The sequence below is a fragment of the Bradyrhizobium xenonodulans genome (assembly GCF_027594865.1).
Taxonomy (GTDB): domain Bacteria; phylum Pseudomonadota; class Alphaproteobacteria; order Rhizobiales; family Xanthobacteraceae; genus Bradyrhizobium; species Bradyrhizobium xenonodulans.
On the sequence record NZ_CP089391.1, the window covers coordinates 5,161,738 to 5,175,688 of the forward strand.

At 64.0% G+C, this 13,951-nt stretch carries 15 protein-coding genes; 8 read left to right on the forward strand and 7 right to left on the reverse strand.

All coding sequences use genetic code 11. The features are described from left to right. Positions 1 to 3: 3 nt before the first annotated feature. On the reverse strand, positions 4 to 330 hold the full coding sequence (gene grxD / locus I3J27_RS24640) for a Grx4 family monothiol glutaredoxin (RefSeq protein WP_007602294.1): 327 nt from the start codon (positions 328 to 330) through the stop codon (positions 4 to 6). 239 nt (positions 331 to 569) lie between these two features. Here grxD and egtB point away from each other — a divergent pair, with 239 nt between their 5' ends. Further along, positions 570 to 1,868 (forward strand): ergothioneine biosynthesis protein EgtB, encoded by a 1,299-nt coding sequence (egtB, locus tag I3J27_RS24645; protein ID WP_270161190.1) that lies wholly within the window; start codon positions 570 to 572, stop codon positions 1,866 to 1,868. Positions 1,869 to 1,920: 52 nt separating this feature from the next. Next, complete coding sequence (gene egtD, locus I3J27_RS24650) at positions 1,921 to 2,892, forward strand: L-histidine N(alpha)-methyltransferase (protein WP_270161193.1); 972 nt, start codon at positions 1,921 to 1,923, stop codon at positions 2,890 to 2,892. Between the two features lie 145 nt (positions 2,893 to 3,037). Here egtD and I3J27_RS24655 read toward each other — a convergent pair whose 3' ends face one another. Both I3J27_RS24655 and I3J27_RS24660 read right to left on the reverse strand, forming a co-directional pair. Beyond that, entirely contained in the window at positions 3,038 to 4,240 is a 1,203-nt protein-coding gene (locus I3J27_RS24655; protein WP_270172877.1) for a low temperature requirement protein A, read from the reverse strand. Positions 4,241 to 4,282: 42 nt separating this feature from the next. Beyond that, entirely contained in the window at positions 4,283 to 4,519 is a 237-nt protein-coding gene (locus I3J27_RS24660) for a BolA family protein (RefSeq protein ID WP_011088461.1), read from the reverse strand. 197 nt (positions 4,520 to 4,716) lie between these two features. On the opposite strand from I3J27_RS24660, the gene I3J27_RS24665 reads away from it, so the two are divergent. Further along, on the forward strand, positions 4,717 to 5,076 hold the full coding sequence (locus I3J27_RS24665; protein WP_270161205.1) for a DUF427 domain-containing protein: 360 nt from the start codon (positions 4,717 to 4,719) through the stop codon (positions 5,074 to 5,076). A gap of 63 nt (positions 5,077 to 5,139) precedes the next feature. Next, positions 5,140 to 6,246 (forward strand): alpha/beta fold hydrolase, encoded by a 1,107-nt coding sequence (locus I3J27_RS24670; protein WP_270161212.1) that lies wholly within the window; start codon positions 5,140 to 5,142, stop codon positions 6,244 to 6,246. A 34-nt stretch (positions 6,247 to 6,280) separates the two neighbouring features. Here the strand turns inward: I3J27_RS24670 and I3J27_RS24675 are convergent, their stop codons facing one another. Further along, the gene (locus I3J27_RS24675; protein ID WP_007612121.1) at positions 6,281 to 6,454 is read right to left on the reverse strand and encodes a DUF1328 domain-containing protein; all 174 of its coding nucleotides are present in this window, start codon (positions 6,452 to 6,454) and stop codon (positions 6,281 to 6,283) included. A gap of 176 nt (positions 6,455 to 6,630) precedes the next feature. On the opposite strand from I3J27_RS24675, the gene I3J27_RS24680 reads away from it, so the two are divergent. Then, the gene (locus I3J27_RS24680) at positions 6,631 to 7,818 is read left to right on the forward strand and encodes an acyltransferase family protein (protein ID WP_270161215.1); all 1,188 of its coding nucleotides are present in this window, start codon (positions 6,631 to 6,633) and stop codon (positions 7,816 to 7,818) included. A gap of 49 nt (positions 7,819 to 7,867) precedes the next feature. Here I3J27_RS24680 and purL read toward each other — a convergent pair whose 3' ends face one another. Next, positions 7,868 to 10,078, reverse strand: a complete 2,211-nt coding sequence (gene purL, locus I3J27_RS24685; RefSeq protein ID WP_270161218.1) for a phosphoribosylformylglycinamidine synthase subunit PurL — start codon at positions 10,076 to 10,078, stop codon at positions 7,868 to 7,870. 184 nt (positions 10,079 to 10,262) lie between these two features. Here purL and I3J27_RS24690 point away from each other — a divergent pair, with 184 nt between their 5' ends. Both I3J27_RS24690 and I3J27_RS24695 read left to right on the forward strand, forming a co-directional pair. Then, positions 10,263 to 10,742 (forward strand): PaaI family thioesterase, encoded by a 480-nt coding sequence (locus tag I3J27_RS24690; RefSeq protein ID WP_270161220.1) that lies wholly within the window; start codon positions 10,263 to 10,265, stop codon positions 10,740 to 10,742. Positions 10,743 to 10,817: 75 nt separating this feature from the next. Then, positions 10,818 to 11,777 (forward strand): DMT family transporter, encoded by a 960-nt coding sequence (locus tag I3J27_RS24695; protein ID WP_270161221.1) that lies wholly within the window; start codon positions 10,818 to 10,820, stop codon positions 11,775 to 11,777. A gap of 1 nt (position 11,778) precedes the next feature. Here the strand turns inward: I3J27_RS24695 and I3J27_RS24700 are convergent, their stop codons facing one another. Together I3J27_RS24700 and I3J27_RS24705 are read right to left on the reverse strand one after the other, a co-directional pair. Next, positions 11,779 to 12,516: a tetratricopeptide repeat protein gene (locus tag I3J27_RS24700; protein ID WP_270161227.1), complete on the reverse strand. Its 738-nt coding sequence runs from the start codon at positions 12,514 to 12,516 to the stop codon at positions 11,779 to 11,781. 264 nt (positions 12,517 to 12,780) lie between these two features. Continuing rightward, positions 12,781 to 13,377, reverse strand: a complete 597-nt coding sequence (locus tag I3J27_RS24705; RefSeq protein WP_270161229.1) for a TetR/AcrR family transcriptional regulator — start codon at positions 13,375 to 13,377, stop codon at positions 12,781 to 12,783. Between the two features lie 151 nt (positions 13,378 to 13,528). Between I3J27_RS24705 and I3J27_RS24710 the strand changes: the two genes are divergently transcribed. Beyond that, positions 13,529 to 13,918 (forward strand): RidA family protein, encoded by a 390-nt coding sequence (locus I3J27_RS24710; protein ID WP_270161231.1) that lies wholly within the window; start codon positions 13,529 to 13,531, stop codon positions 13,916 to 13,918. The last annotated feature ends 33 nt before the right edge of the window (positions 13,919 to 13,951 follow it).

Sequence of the window (13,951 nt, forward strand, 5' to 3'; positions counted from 1 at the left end):
TTATCAGGCCGCGACGGCGACGCCCTTCTCGGAGAAGAGCTGCTGCAATTCGCCGGCCTGGAACATCTCGCGGACGATGTCGCAGCCGCCGACGAACTCGCCCTTGACGTAGAGCTGCGGAATGGTCGGCCAGTTCGAGTAGTCCTTGATGCCGTTACGCAGCTCGGCGGATTCGAGCACGTTGAGGCCCTTATAGCCGACGCCGATATGGTCGAGGATCTGGACGACCTGGCCCGAGAACCCGCACTGCGGAAATTGCGGCGTGCCCTTCATGAACAGAACCACGTCGTTCGACTTCACTTCGTTAGCGATGAATTCCTCGATGCTCATATCCATGTCCTTCCGGGGCGGAGCCCTCACCGATCGCTTCGGGCTGGCTCAGCCGATTTAACCCGATACCTGCCTATATATGTAGCCCAAACCGTTGTGCATCCAAAGTAAAATGGCGGCGAACAACCCCTTGGCGGCCGGCCTGGGTGGCACCAGCCCATTGCATGACGGCACGAATATCATCGCCGGGGAGGACTTTCATACCGCAACGGAGCCCCTATCTAGGACAAACCCCGGTTTTGGAACCGGGCAACGCCAACAACGTTCTCTTGTCCTGTCTGGAGAAAAACGTGACGAAACAAGCCTCCGCTACGGCCAGTCCGCCGCTTTCGTCACCGTCTTTTGACCCGGGCAGCCTCGCCCGGCGGCTGGAGGAGGCGTTTCTCGCCGTCCGCACCGAGACCGAGCGCCGGGCCGCGCCGCTCTCGCCCGAGGACCAGCAGATCCAGTCCATGCCGGATGCGAGCCCGATCAAATGGCACCGGGCCCACACCACCTGGTTCTGGGAGCAGTTTCTGCTCGGCGAGCATTCGCCTGGCTACCGCCCCTTCCACCCCGACTTCGCCTTCCTGTTCAATTCCTATTACGTCAGCGCCGGGCCGCGTCATGCGCGCGGCCACCGCGGTGACATCACGCGCCCGAGCGCCAGCGAGGTCGGCGCCTATCGCAGCTATGTCGATGCGGCCGTCGTCAAATTCTTCCGCGAGACGGGCGAGGACCAGCTTCGCGCCCTCGCGCCGCTGGTCGAGGTCGGGCTCAATCACGAGCAGCAGCATCAGGAATTGATGCTGACCGACATCCTGCATGCCTTCGCGCAGAACCCGGTTTATCCAGCCTACGATCGGGACTGGCGCTTCCCCGCCTCGACACGTGCCAGTGAAGACTGGCTGATGCTCAATGAAGGCATCCACACGGTCGGCCATGTCGACGACAGCTTTCATTTCGACAACGAGAAGCCGGCCCATCGCGCGCTCGTCGGGCCGGTCAAGATCGCCCGCAATCTCGTCACCAATGGCGAATGGCTCGCCTTCATGCGTGACGGCGGCTATCGGACCGCGACGCTGTGGCTGATGGACGGCTTCGCCGCCGCCAGCAACGAAGACTGGCAAGCCCCGGGCCACTGGCGCGAGGTCGATGGCGCATGGCAGGTGATGACGCTCGCCGGCCTCGAGCCGGTCGATCCCGACGCACCAGTCTGCCATGTCAGCTATTACGAGGCCGATGCGTTCGCCCGCTGGGCCGGCAAGCATCTCCCGACCGAGATGGAATGGGAGGTCGCCGCGCGCGCGGGCCAACTCAACGATGCCTTCGGCATCGTCTGGCAATGGACGCGATCGTCCTACGCGCCCTACCCCGGCTATCGCGCCGTCGAAGGCGCCCTCGGCGAGTACAACGGCAAGTTCATGGTCAACCAGCTGGTGCTGCGCGGCTCCTCGCTTGCAACTCCTGACGGCCACAGCCGTATCACTTATCGCAACTTCTTCTATCCGCACCACCGCTGGCAGTTCACCGGACTGCGGCTCGCCGACTACGAGTAAAATTCTTATCCGACGACAAATGCGCGCCGGACAGCGCGTTCAGGAGAGTATCATGAATGTGCGCGCCAGCGCTTTGGCCGAAGCCCATCTTCCCGACGAGCAGACCACTGTCTTCGCCCGCGAGGCCATCGGGGACCTCTCGCAGCAGCCGAAAAAGCTGTCGCCGAAATATTTTTACGATGCCACCGGATCGGAGCTGTTCGAGGCGATCACGAAGCTGCCGGAATATTATCCGACGCGCACGGAGCTGGCGATCCTGAAGGCGCGCGGCAGCGAGATCGCAAAGATCATTCCGGAGCATGCGGCGCTGGTCGAGTTCGGCGCCGGAGCGACCACAAAGGTCCGCCTGCTGCTCAATCACTGCAAGTTCGCCGCCTATGTCCCCGTCGACATCTCCGGCGACTTCCTGAAGGCGCAGGCCAACGGCCTGAAGCGGGACTTTCCCGCGCTCGGCATCTATCCCGTGGCCGCCGACTTCACGACGCCGTTCGAGCTTCCCAAAGCGGTCGTGTCGATGCCCAAGGTCGGCTTCTTCCCCGGCTCGACCATCGGCAATTTCGAGCCGCATGAGGCCCAGGCCTTCCTGAAGAGCGCCCGCCAGATCCTCGGCAAGGGCGCGCAGATGATCATCGGCGCCGACCTGGAGAAAGAAGAGCGCGTGCTCCATGACGCCTATAATGATGCGGCCGGCGTCACCGCGCGCTTCAACCTCAATGTTCTCGTGCGCATCAACCGCGAGCTCGGCGGCAATTTCGACCTCTCCGCCTTCACCCATCGCGCGATCTACAATCGCGAGCGGCACCGCATCGAGATGCACCTGATCAGCAAGAAGAGCCAGACGGTGCGGCTACTCGGCACCAGCTTCTCGTTCCGTCCGGGCGAGAGCATCCACACCGAGAACAGCTACAAATACAGCCTCGAGCGCTTCGCCGCGCTGGCGCAGGGCGCGGGCTGGCGGGTGCGCGAGAGCTGGACCGATGCCGCGAAGATGTTCTCGGTGCATGCGCTGGAGGTGGCGGAGTAAACGCTCCGGCGCATCCTTCGCCCCCTTTGGCGGGCTCTCAGGATGAGGACGGAGTACGCGGCAGCAGGTTCAACGAGCACCTAAGCTGATTAACCTCATCCTAGGGAGACCGCGCAGCGGTCGTCTCGAAGGACGAGGCGCTTGCTCAGGCCGCTCCAGAGTCCTCGGCCTCCTCCGGAGCCGACCCCAGCGACATCGACTCCCACACCGCCACCACGATCATGATCGCGCTCGTCGCAACCGACAGCCAGAGCGGTGAGAGGTCGGCGGCGAACCACCACAGCACCGCGAGCGCGATGATGCCGATGCCGTGGGAGAGCTGGAGGAAGCCCCGGATCGCGTGCTTGAACAGGACGGTGCCGATCAGGAACACCAGCGGACCACCGATCGTGCTGACGATGGTGCGGACGTCGGAGTGGCCGGTCGGATGCTTCAGCACCAGTTCGTCCGAGACCGCGGTCAGGATGATGCCGGCGATGATCGGCATGTGCAGATAGGTATAGGCGAGCCGCGCCAGGCGGCCGGATTCGGTGGACTTCGAGATGCGCTCGGCGCCGGCCTCAGCGCCCTTGTGGAAATAGACCCACCACATCGCGATGGCACCGACCAGCGCGGAGACGAAGGCGATGATGTTGTCGGCGGTCCAGTCCAGCTCGGCAAAGGTCGCACCATTGACGACGACGGCCTCGCCGAGCGCGATGATGACGAAGAGCGAGCAGCGCTCCGCCATGTGGCCGCCTTCGACGGCCCAGGCCTCGACCGACGAGAATCCCAGCTTCGGGACCCAGAACCGCACCGCCGGCGAGACATATTCGATCGCGAGCGCCGCGATCCAGAACCACAGCCGCGCCTCATCATGGGCGAGGCCGCCGAGAATCCAGAAGACCGCGGATCCGCAGAGCCAGACCAGGATGCGGATCGCGTTATGCCGGACGGCCGTCCGATGACGCGGGGTCGCGAACATCCAGAACGCCGTGCGCCCGACCTGCATGGTCGCATAGGCGATCGCAAACCACAGGCCCCGCCCCTCGAAGGCCGTCGGGATCGTGGTCGACAGCACGAGGCCGCCCAGCATCATCAGGAAGAGCAGGATGCGGACCGGCGTCAGATCGGGATTGAGCCAGTTGGTGACCCAGGCGGTGTAGACCCACACCCACCACACCGCCAGAAACAGCACCGTGACATGCACCGCGCCGAGCGGGGTGAAGTGGTGCAGCAGCGTGTGCGAGACCTGCGTGACGGCAAAGACGAAGACGAGGTCGAAGAACAGCTCGGCATTGGTGACGCGGCTGTGCTGATTCGGCACGATGACGCGAAACATCGCGCCGCGCGGATTGTCCGCAGCCATCATCGTGCCCCCGTCGCGCCGGTCAGGTCAGGTGCAACTTCGTCAAGTCCCTGGTACGCCGGTTTGCAGCGCCAGAGCGTGCAGAACGCCGCCCATCTGGCCGCGCAGGGACTGATAGACGATCTGGTGCTGCTGGACGCGGGACTTGCCGCGGAAGGATTCCGAGATCACGGTCGCGGCATAATGGTCGCCATCGCCGGCGAGATCACGGATGGTCACCTCGGCATCGGGGATCGCTGCCTTGATCATCGCCTCGATATCGTGGGCGTCCATGGGCATTCGGGTCGTGCTCCTCATATCGGCTGCAAAGCAGCCTCATCGTCGAATCGCTGCCGGGGGTCCCCTCGCCGGCAGCGCCAAACTTAGCGTGAACGGCCTTCTACGTCACGCACTCAGGCACTATATCCCTGATCCCATCAGGATAAAGGGACGACAAAGTGCCGCGCGCGGCAGATTGATCGAAAAGGCGTGAAGTCATGAAGCTTCCAGGGCCCGACCACCCCATCACCATCACCCAGAACCCCCGTCGTGTCCGTGTCACGGCCGGCGACATCGTGATCGCCGAGACCAGCAAGGCGCTGACCTTGAAGGAGGCCAAATATCCGGCGGTGCAATATGTGCCGCGCGAGGACGCCAACATGGCGCTGCTCGAGCGTACCGACCGCGTCACCCATTGCCCTTACAAGGGCGACGCGAACTATTACAGCGTCAAGGCCGACGGCAAGGCGCTGGACAACGCGATCTGGACCTACGAGACCCCATTCCCCGCGATGACGGAGATTTCCGGCCACCTCGCCTTCTATCCGGACAAGGTGAAGATCGAGGAAGTGGGGTAGGCTCACGGCTCCGTGAGGTGGAGCGATCAGGGATCGCTTCCTCTCAGTCGATGCAGGGCACCAATGCCGCGCAGGGCCGCAAGACTGATTGTCTTCTCGTTGCTGGGATTAGCCGGCGCTCTCCTTGTGGTGGCGGGGGCAGGACTCGGCTTTCGTGCCTATCGCCAGCATCTTGCTGCGGACACCCTTGCAATCGACTCGCCAAGAGGCGTGCAGGAGGGTGCGTTCGTCGACATCGGCGGCATCAAGCAATGGATCCAAATCCGCGGCGAGGATCGGGATAACCCGGTTCTCCTGTTCGTCCACGGCGGGCCCGGAGGCTCCAGCTGGCCCATGTCGTCGGGCTGGCGCCCCTGGGAAAAGCATTTCACCGTCGTGCAGTGGGACCAGCGCGGCACCGGCCGGACCTATGGCGCTGCTGGAGAAGATGCGCTCGCGCCAACCATGACGTTGGAACGAATGACGCAGGACGGCGTCGAGCTAACCGAATATCTGCGAACCCACCTGCACAAGGACAAAATAGTCCTGGTCGGGCATTCGTGGGGCTCGTTCCTGGGCATTCACATCGTCAAGCAGCGCCCTGATCTGTTTTATGCCTATGTCGGCACGGGACAAGTGGTCGGCAGGGTGACGTTCGAGAAGCAATTCGAGATCACGATCGCGCATCTGCAAGCCTTGGCGCAGTCCGCGGGCAACAGCGAGGCCCTGGCAGAATTGGCGCCAATCGTCGCGCGGCCTCTGATTAATCCACAAAATCGACTGGTTGCGGACAAGTGGAGCAAGACGCTGGGGCTACCCTCCATCGAGAGCTTCCAGTTGGCGGGCCCCGTCCCACCTCCGTTCATGCCGGATTTCTCGCTGCTGGACTGGTACAACTGGCGCAAAGGCATGGCCTTCTCCGCAAAATATCTGCGCGGACGAGAGGGCCCCATGTTCAAGCGCAACGTCGCCTCGCTGGGACTCGCGTTTCCGATCCCGGTGATCTTCATCGAGGGCGATGCGGACTACAACACACCGAGCGGGCCGGCCGAACAACTCTTCAATCAGATCACGGCCCCACATAAGGAATTTGTCTGGGTGCGCGGCGGGGGCCATTTCATTCCGTTCGATCGTCCCGACGATTTCCTGGCGGCCCTGGTCACCCACGTAAAACCGCTCGCAGGCAATTGATGGCCGGCGCGGCCCGGTTCGAGCCGGCTCCCGGCTACGCCCTGAAGATCGTGAGCCCGAGGATCAGCAGCACCAGGAAGATCACGACGAAGACATAGAACAGGAAGCGGGCGATGTCGGCGGAGGCGGCCGAGATGCCGGTGAAGCCGAGCACGCCGGCCACGATCGAGACCAGTAAAAAGATCAGCGCCCATTTCAGGATCGTCATCGCCAGCTCCGAATTGGTGCCGCCCCTCGCGGCGCTCAAGCCCTTTTCGCGAACGCTAACTTCGCTGCGCGGAACTGGTTCCTAGGGTGTCAGGACTGCAGTACAACTCAAACGAGGCTTGCTGAATCCGGTTCCCGGCGGCACAGTCGCGCCGGGAGTTGGAGCGCAGGGCGGCCATGATCACGATGTCACATTCAGCGACGATCGGCGCGGAGGCGCACGCTGCGCCGAAGAGCAAGGCGCGCAATTTGTCGCTCGATCGCGCCCGCACCTTCCTGACCCTCGTGGTGCTGCTGCATCATGCGGTGATCCCCTATACGCATTTCGGTCACACCGATCCGGCGTCCTTTGCCGGTTTCGACATGATCGTGCTCGCCACCGACAGCTTCTTCATGGCGATGTTCTTCTTCCTGTCGGGGCTGTTCACCTGGCCCGGCATCGCGCGCAAGGCGCCACAGGTCTTCCTGCGCGACCGCCTGCTGCGGCTCGGACTGCCGTTCGCGATTGCAGCCTTCACCGTCATCCCGCTCGCCTATTACGCGATCGCGCTGCGGCAGGAGCCGGAGCTGACCTTCGCGGCGTTCTGGTGGAAGACGGTGACTGAGGGTCCGTGGCCAAGCGGCCCGATCTGGTTCGTGTGGGTGCTGCTCGCCTTCGACCTGACCGCGAGCCTGCTCTACCGCGTCTCGTCGCATCTGGTCGATCCCGTCAACCGCGTTTCGCTGCGCGGCTTCGAGCAGCCGGCTGCGTTCTGGCTGCTGCTCGCCGCCGTCAGCATCCTCCTCTACGTGCCGGCGCTGGTTTATTTCGGCGCCAACAAATGGTTCGAGTTCGGACCGTTCTCGGTGCAGGCGAGCCGCGTCCTGCTCTACTTCGCCTATTTCTTCATCGGCGTCAGCGTCGGTGCCGCGAATTTCGATCGCGGCATCCTCAGCGCCGACGGCCAACTCCCCAACAGCCGCTGGTCGTGGGTGATCGTCACGCTGATTCCGTACTGCCTGATGTGGAGCATGATCTACATCAAGCGCGAGATTCTCGGGAATCCCGATCCACTGCCGCACTGGTATCACGTGTTCTACGGCACGTTCCTCGTGCTGTTCTCGGCTTCGATCCTGCTCGCGATCCTCGCCTTCTTCCTGCACCAGAAGACGCCGGGGCCGAACCTGCTCGACCGCATGCAGGCGGACGCCTACGGCGTATTTCTGGTGCACTACCCGATCGCGCTATGGATCCAGTACGTGCTGTTCGACTATTCGCTGCCGGCGATCGTGAAGGCCGCGATCGGCTTCGTGCTCACGGTGATTTTGAGCTGGGGACTGACGGCGGCGCTCAGAAAGATTCCGGGGGCGTCGCACGTGTTGTGAGGCACGCGCAGCGATATCCGGGCTACGGGACTGGGATTGTGGCCGCGCCTCAGGCCGCCTTCCCGCCCATATATTCCGGCAGCCAGCGCTCGTGCGACGTTCGCAGCGTGTCGATCGCAATCGGCGCCTCACCCGCGATCGCGATCGCATCGCCACCGGTGGTGCCAATCCGCACGCAGGGCACCTCGCAGCCGCGCATCTTGGCGAGCACGAGACCGGCCTCTGCCTCCGGCACGGTGACGAGATAGCGCGCCTGGTCCTCGCCGAACCAATAGGCCTGCGGCACCAGCGCGGTCGGCGCCGCCAGCAGCTTGGCGCCGATGCCGCTCGCCATCGCCATCTCGGCCAGCGCGATCAGCAGGCCGCCATCCGACAGATCGTGCACGGCGCTCGCCGTGCCCGCATGGATCATGCCGCGCACACAATCGCCGTTGCGCTTCTCGGCGGCGAGATCGACCGGCGGCGGCGCGCCCTCCTCACGACCGCAGATGTCGCGCAGGTAAACGGACTGGCCGAGCCAGCCGTGAGTTTCACCGATCAGCAGGATCGCCTCGCCCTCGGCCTTGAAGGCGAGCGAAGCGGACTTGGTGAAGTCGTCGAGCAGGCCGACACCGCCGATCGAGGGCGTCGGCAGGATCGCGCGGCCGTTGGTCTCATTGTAGAGCGAGACGTTGCCTGAGACGACCGGGAAGTCGAGCGTGCGACAGGCTTCCGAAATGCCCTTCAGGCAGCCGACGAACTGGCCCATGATCTCGGGCCTCTCAGGGTTGCCGAAATTGAGATTGTCGGTGATCGCGAGCGGCTTGCCGCCGACCGCGGTGATGTTGCGCCAGGCTTCCGCCACCGCCTGCTTGCCGCCCTCGAACGGGTCGGCCTCGCAATAGCGCGGCGTGACGTCGACGGTCAGCGCCAGACCCTTCGGCCCGTCCTCAATGCGCACGACGGCGGCGTCGCCGCCGGGACGCTGCAAGGTGTTGCCGAGGATGACGTGGTCGTACTGCTCCCAGACCCAGCGCTTGCTGCACATGTCAGGCGTGCCGATCAGCTTTTCGAGCGCAGCACCGAGCCCCATCGGCGCCGGCACCTCGCGCGCATGCACGACCGGCAGCGCGGCGGAGGGGGCATGCGGACGGTCATAGAGCGGCGCCTCGTCGCCGAGCTCCTTGATCGGCAGGTCGGCCATGACGTCGCCGCCGTGCTTCACGACGAAGCGCTTGCTCGGCGTGGTATAGCCGACGACAGCGAAGTCGAGGCCCCATTTCCTGAAGATTTCCTCGGCTTCCTTTTCCTTCTCGGGCTTGAGCACCATGAGCATGCGCTCTTGGCTCTCCGAGAGCATCATCTCGTAGGCGCTCATGCCGGTCTCGCGCGTCGGTACCGCGTCGAGATCGAGGTCGACGCCGAGATCGCCCTTGGCGCCCATCTCGACCGCCGAACATGTCAGCCCCGCCGCGCCCATGTCCTGGATCGCGATGACGCAGCCCTTCTCCATGATCTCGAGGCAGGCTTCGAGCAGCAGCTTCTCGGCGAAGGGATCGCCGACCTGCACGGTCGGGCGCTTCTCCTCGGACTTGTCGTCGAACTCGGCCGACGCCATCGAGGCGCCATGGATGCCGTCGCGGCCGGTCTTGGATCCGAGATAGACGATCGGCATGTTCACGCCGGAGGCGGCCGCATAGAAGATCTTGTCGGCATCGGCGAGGCCCACGGCCATCGCGTTGACGAGGATGTTGCCGTCATAGCGGGTGTGGAAGCGCACCTGGCCGCCGACCGTCGGCACGCCGAAGGAATTGCCATAGCCGCCGACGCCGGCGACGACGCCGGAGACGAGATGCCGGGTCCTCGCATGCTCGGGCGCGCCGAAGCTCAGCGCATTGAGGCAGGCGATCGGGCGCGCGCCCATGGTGAAGACGTCGCGCAAGATGCCGCCGACGCCCGTGGTCGCGCCCTGATACGGCTCGATGTAGCTCGGGTGGTTGTGGCTCTCCATCTTGAAGACCACGGCCTGGCCGTCTCCGATGTCGATCACGCCGGCATTCTCGCCGGGGCCCTGGATCACCCAGGGCGCCTTGGTCGGCAGGCCCTTCAGATGGATGCGGGAGGACTTGTACGAGCAGTGCTCGTTCCACATCGCCGAGAAGATCCCGAGCTCGGTGAAGGTCGGCTCCCGCCCGATCAGCTTCAGGATGCGCTCGTACTCGTCGGGCTTGAGCCCGTGGGCGGCAACCAGTTCGGGGGTGATCTTGGGTTCATTCTTCATGGATTCGGGGCTTTCGGCGGCGGTTTGGCCGTTCTTAGGAACATCCGGGGCTCGCGAAAAGCCCTTTATGGCGCATTTTCCCGCTGTCCCACGTTTTGCAGGCGGGGGCGGCGGGAACAGGAATTGCACGGCGCGGACGGATCGGATTTAAGGGCTCAACACCCGCAATTGAAGGCCTATTTCCTTGCACGAATTGACCAAAACGCCCCCGCCCCGCCGCCCCGACCTTCACGTCGCCACCGAGGGCGAATTTGTGGGCTGGCGGACCTGGATTCGCGACAGTTTTGAGTCCCATGTCGGCCCCTTCTGGCACCGGATCGAGGCGGACGGCAGCGTCCGCAGCGCCTTCCGGGTCGAGAAGAAGCACCTCAACGGCTCCGGCAACGTCCATGGCGGCTGCTACATGGCCTTTGCCGACTACTCCCTGTTTGCGCTCGCCACCCATGTCCTGGACAGCCGGGCCGTGACGACCAATTTTACCTGCGAATTCCTCGACGCGGCACGGGAAGGCGAACTGATCGAATGTACCGGAGACGTGAGCCGGGCCGGCGGTTCGCTGATTTTCCTGCGCGGCAAGATGATGTCCGGCGAGCGGGTGCTGTTCACCTTTTCCGGCACGATCAAGCGGATGAAGCGGAAGGCGCAACCTCAGCCAAACGCATAGCTCGACGCCTTCCCTTTTCGCGCCCCCTCGCCCAGAGTCGGGCCAAGCGCTGTCGCGCCGGGGAGCAGAAACAAGGTGCCGCAGAGCACATCGCCGGCGGGCCGCACAGCGGCTGCCGCGTCGTCGCCATCCATCACTGCCACCGGCGCGCGCAGCTGGCGCGATTATGCGCTGCTGTTCGCGCTCGCCTGCTGCTGGAGCTCGACCTATCCGCTCGCCAAGCTGGCGCTTCCCACCATCCCGCCCATCACCTTCATCTCGGCGCGCTCGCTGATCGCAGCCGCCTTCCTGTTCGCGATCCTGCGGATGCGCGGCATCAGGCTGCCGACCGACGTGAAAGCCTGGAAGCTGTTCGCGGTCCAGCAGCTGATCAACTCGACCTTTCCATTCCTGATCATCACCTGGTCGCAGCTCTATGTGCCGGCGTCGAACACGGTGGTGCTGGCCTCGACGACGCCGATCTTCGCCTTCCTGATCACCGCGCTGATCACGCGGCACGAGCCGGCCACGCTGCTCAAGCTCGCCGGCGCGATCCTGGGCCTCGCCGGCACCGTCGCCATCGTCGGCCTCGATGCGCTACGCGGCTTCGGCAGCGAGATCATTGCGGAGATCGCGATCCTGCTCGCCACCATCTCGTTCGCCTGCGCGACGATCTTCGGCCTCCGCCTCTCCGAATACGATCCGATGGTGGTGGCGACCGGCTCGCTGCTGTTCGGCGGCATCATCCTGCTGCCGCCCGCGCTGATCATCGACCAGCCCTGGTCGCTGCACCCGACACCGACGGCGATCGTCGCCACCATCGTCATGGGCATCGTCTCCAGTGCGCTCGGCTTGATGCTGTTCTACGTCTGCCTCGGCCGGCTCGGCACGCTGACCACGAACGCGCAAGGCTATCTGCGCATCCCGATCGGTGTCGGGCTCTCTGTGCTGCTGCTCGGCGAGAGCGTGCCGTCGAACCTGGCGCTGGGGCTATTGCTGGTCATGGCCGGCGTCGCCGCGATGACGGTGCCGGCAGAGAGGCTCAAGCTGCGCTAACTCAAGTCGATATCTGCTTCTCGGCGATCGACAGCCACTCCGCCTGCGCCTGCCGCAGATATTTCGGCGCGCGGCGCATCTGGATCAGCAGCTCGTTGAAGACAATTCGCGCTTCGGCGCTGCGGCCGACCATTTGCAGCAACATGCCGTAGCGCACCCGCGCTTCGGCGCCGGGGGCATAACCGGTAAGTGCGTGATACTCCTCCAGCGCTTCGTCGAGCCGGCCGACCTCCGCGAGCGCACGGGCATAGAGCAGATGCGCGTCGGCGGAATCGAAATCCGGCCATTGCTTCTGGAGATCGTCCAGCGTCGCGAGCGCATCGGCCGGACGCTTGGCGGAGAACTCGGCTTGCGCCTTGCCGAAGGCATAGGCGGGATCGTGGCCCATCGGCAGCGATAAAATGTGATCATAGTGCTGCAGGGCTTCGTCGAACCGTCCGACCTTCGCGCACTCCTCGGCCAGTGCCGCACGATTGGCAATGGTATCGGTGACGACCAGCCGGTCGGAAAGCTCGCGATAACGCTTCTCAGGATCGAGCTTGTTGGCGACACGCTGACGCGCCTGCCGCGCGCCGGGGCTCGAAAACCATTCCGGGATGAGCTCGACCGCGATATAGGCGAGCGCCCCCATCATCGGCACCAGCAGGATGATGAAGGCCCAGGGCCGCAGTCGCCCGGTCCGCGAGGCGTGATAGATCAGCGTGATATCGAGCAGCAGAACGACCAAAGCGACGGGCATGTGACATCCGGGAGCATAACGACAGCGCGGGTTTCCTGATACCGCAAATGACGCGATGAAACAACTTTGAGTTGCCCACTTGCGCAGGAATCGACGACGCAGGACGCGCGCCTTTACGGCGACGAGGATTCAGTCGTCCCAAATTCGATCGAGGTTCACGGGATCGCTGCGATTGCTCGGCGTCGCCCACCAGATTCGTCCGCTCCTCGACATCCCTCACGAGCTACTGAAGCGTGCTCTGCAATGCATTTGCATCACCCGCAGTCAAACCGCCTTGAGCAGCAATCCGCTCGCCAACTGCCGAAACGCGTCAACAGCCTTGTTCAGGACGCCCCTCGGATCGTCGGCTGCGGCAACCCATAGCGCGGCGCTAAGCGCGGCACCGTTCAGCAACCGCCCCGCCGCTTCGACATCAACCGGCTTCAGGATTCCTTCTTGGATCAGCGACCGGATCGTTCGCATCGTGATGTCAAGGCAGGCGTTCTCGCCGGGCCATTTGGAGGGATCACCGAGCACGGCGGGTCCATCCAGAAGCATGATGCGCTGAATCTCGGGATCGAGCGCCATTTCGATATAGGCACTGCCCTCTGCGAGCAGGCCTTGCCACAAGCTGGGCGCCTGCTCGCGGACCAAGCGGAGCCGCTCCGCCATCTCGCCGTCGATCTGCTCGACGACGGCCCAGAGCAGCCCCTTCTTGTCTTCGAAGTTGTGATACAGCGCGCCGCGCGTCAGTCCGACCGAGGCCGTCAGTTCGTCCATCGATGCGTCTGCATAGCCTTGTGTGGCAAATGCCTTGCGCGCGGCACCGACGAGCTTGGCCCGATTCTCCGCCATCGTCGCGGCGCGCTTGCCCTTCGTCATGCCCGCTCCGTTTTTGTATTGACATACGCCTCGTATGTGAGCGATATATCACATACGAGGCGTATATGAAATACGCATGGAACACCACCCGGGCGGCCCGGCACACGCAGCCCCGGCACGCTTCCATTGCTCGATTTGAAAGGCTCAAGCCATGCCCCAGCGAGAGGCTATCTTCCCCGCCAACCGCCATGCGCTTTATCAAGCGCATCGTTATTCTGCAGCGATCAGGTCCGGCGACCTGCTCTTCGTCTCCGGGCAAGTCGGCAGTCGCGAGGACGGCTCGCCCGAGCCGGTGTTCGAGGACCAGGTCCGCCGTGCGTTTGCCAATTTGCGCGCGGTGCTCGCAGCCGCCGGATGCACGCTGGACGATGTGGTGGATGTCACCACGTTTCATACCGATCCTGCCAAGCAGATCGATACGGTGATGGCTGTCCGGAGCACGGAGATCGGTGACGCGCCCTATCCGAACTGGACGGCAGTAGGTGTGAATTGGCTTGCCGGCTTCGACTTCGAGATCAAGGTCATCGCCCGGATTCCTTGAGCCGAGTAAAGCCTTCTCGGCGGCTATGGCGCC

Excerpts from the sequence above, each read along its gene's own strand:
- I3J27_RS24675 (WP_007612121.1), bottom strand. The coding sequence starts at position 6,454 with ATGACGATCCTGAAATGGGCGCTGATCTTTTTACTGGTCTCGATCGTG.
- I3J27_RS24670 (WP_270161212.1), top strand. The coding sequence starts at position 5,140 with ATGCCGCGCAGGGCCGCAAGACTGATTGTCTTCTCGTTGCTGGGATTA.
- grxD (WP_007602294.1), bottom strand. The coding sequence starts at position 330 with ATGAGCATCGAGGAATTCATCGCTAACGAAGTGAAGTCGAACGACGTG.
- I3J27_RS24660 (WP_011088461.1), bottom strand. The coding sequence starts at position 4,519 with ATGCCCATGGACGCCCACGATATCGAGGCGATGATCAAGGCAGCGATC.
- I3J27_RS24700 (WP_270161227.1), bottom strand. The coding sequence starts at position 12,516 with ATGCCCGTCGCTTTGGTCGTTCTGCTGCTCGATATCACGCTGATCTAT.
- I3J27_RS24680 (WP_270161215.1), top strand. The coding sequence starts at position 6,631 with ATGATCACGATGTCACATTCAGCGACGATCGGCGCGGAGGCGCACGCT.
- egtD (WP_270161193.1), top strand. The coding sequence starts at position 1,921 with ATGAATGTGCGCGCCAGCGCTTTGGCCGAAGCCCATCTTCCCGACGAG.
- I3J27_RS24710 (WP_270161231.1), top strand. The coding sequence starts at position 13,529 with ATGCCCCAGCGAGAGGCTATCTTCCCCGCCAACCGCCATGCGCTTTAT.
- I3J27_RS24655 (WP_270172877.1), bottom strand. The coding sequence starts at position 4,240 with ATGGCTGCGGACAATCCGCGCGGCGCGATGTTTCGCGTCATCGTGCCG.
- I3J27_RS24665 (WP_270161205.1), top strand. The coding sequence starts at position 4,717 with ATGAAGCTTCCAGGGCCCGACCACCCCATCACCATCACCCAGAACCCC.
- I3J27_RS24705 (WP_270161229.1), bottom strand. The coding sequence starts at position 13,377 with ATGACGAAGGGCAAGCGCGCCGCGACGATGGCGGAGAATCGGGCCAAG.
- purL (WP_270161218.1), bottom strand. The coding sequence starts at position 10,078 with ATGAAGAATGAACCCAAGATCACCCCCGAACTGGTTGCCGCCCACGGG.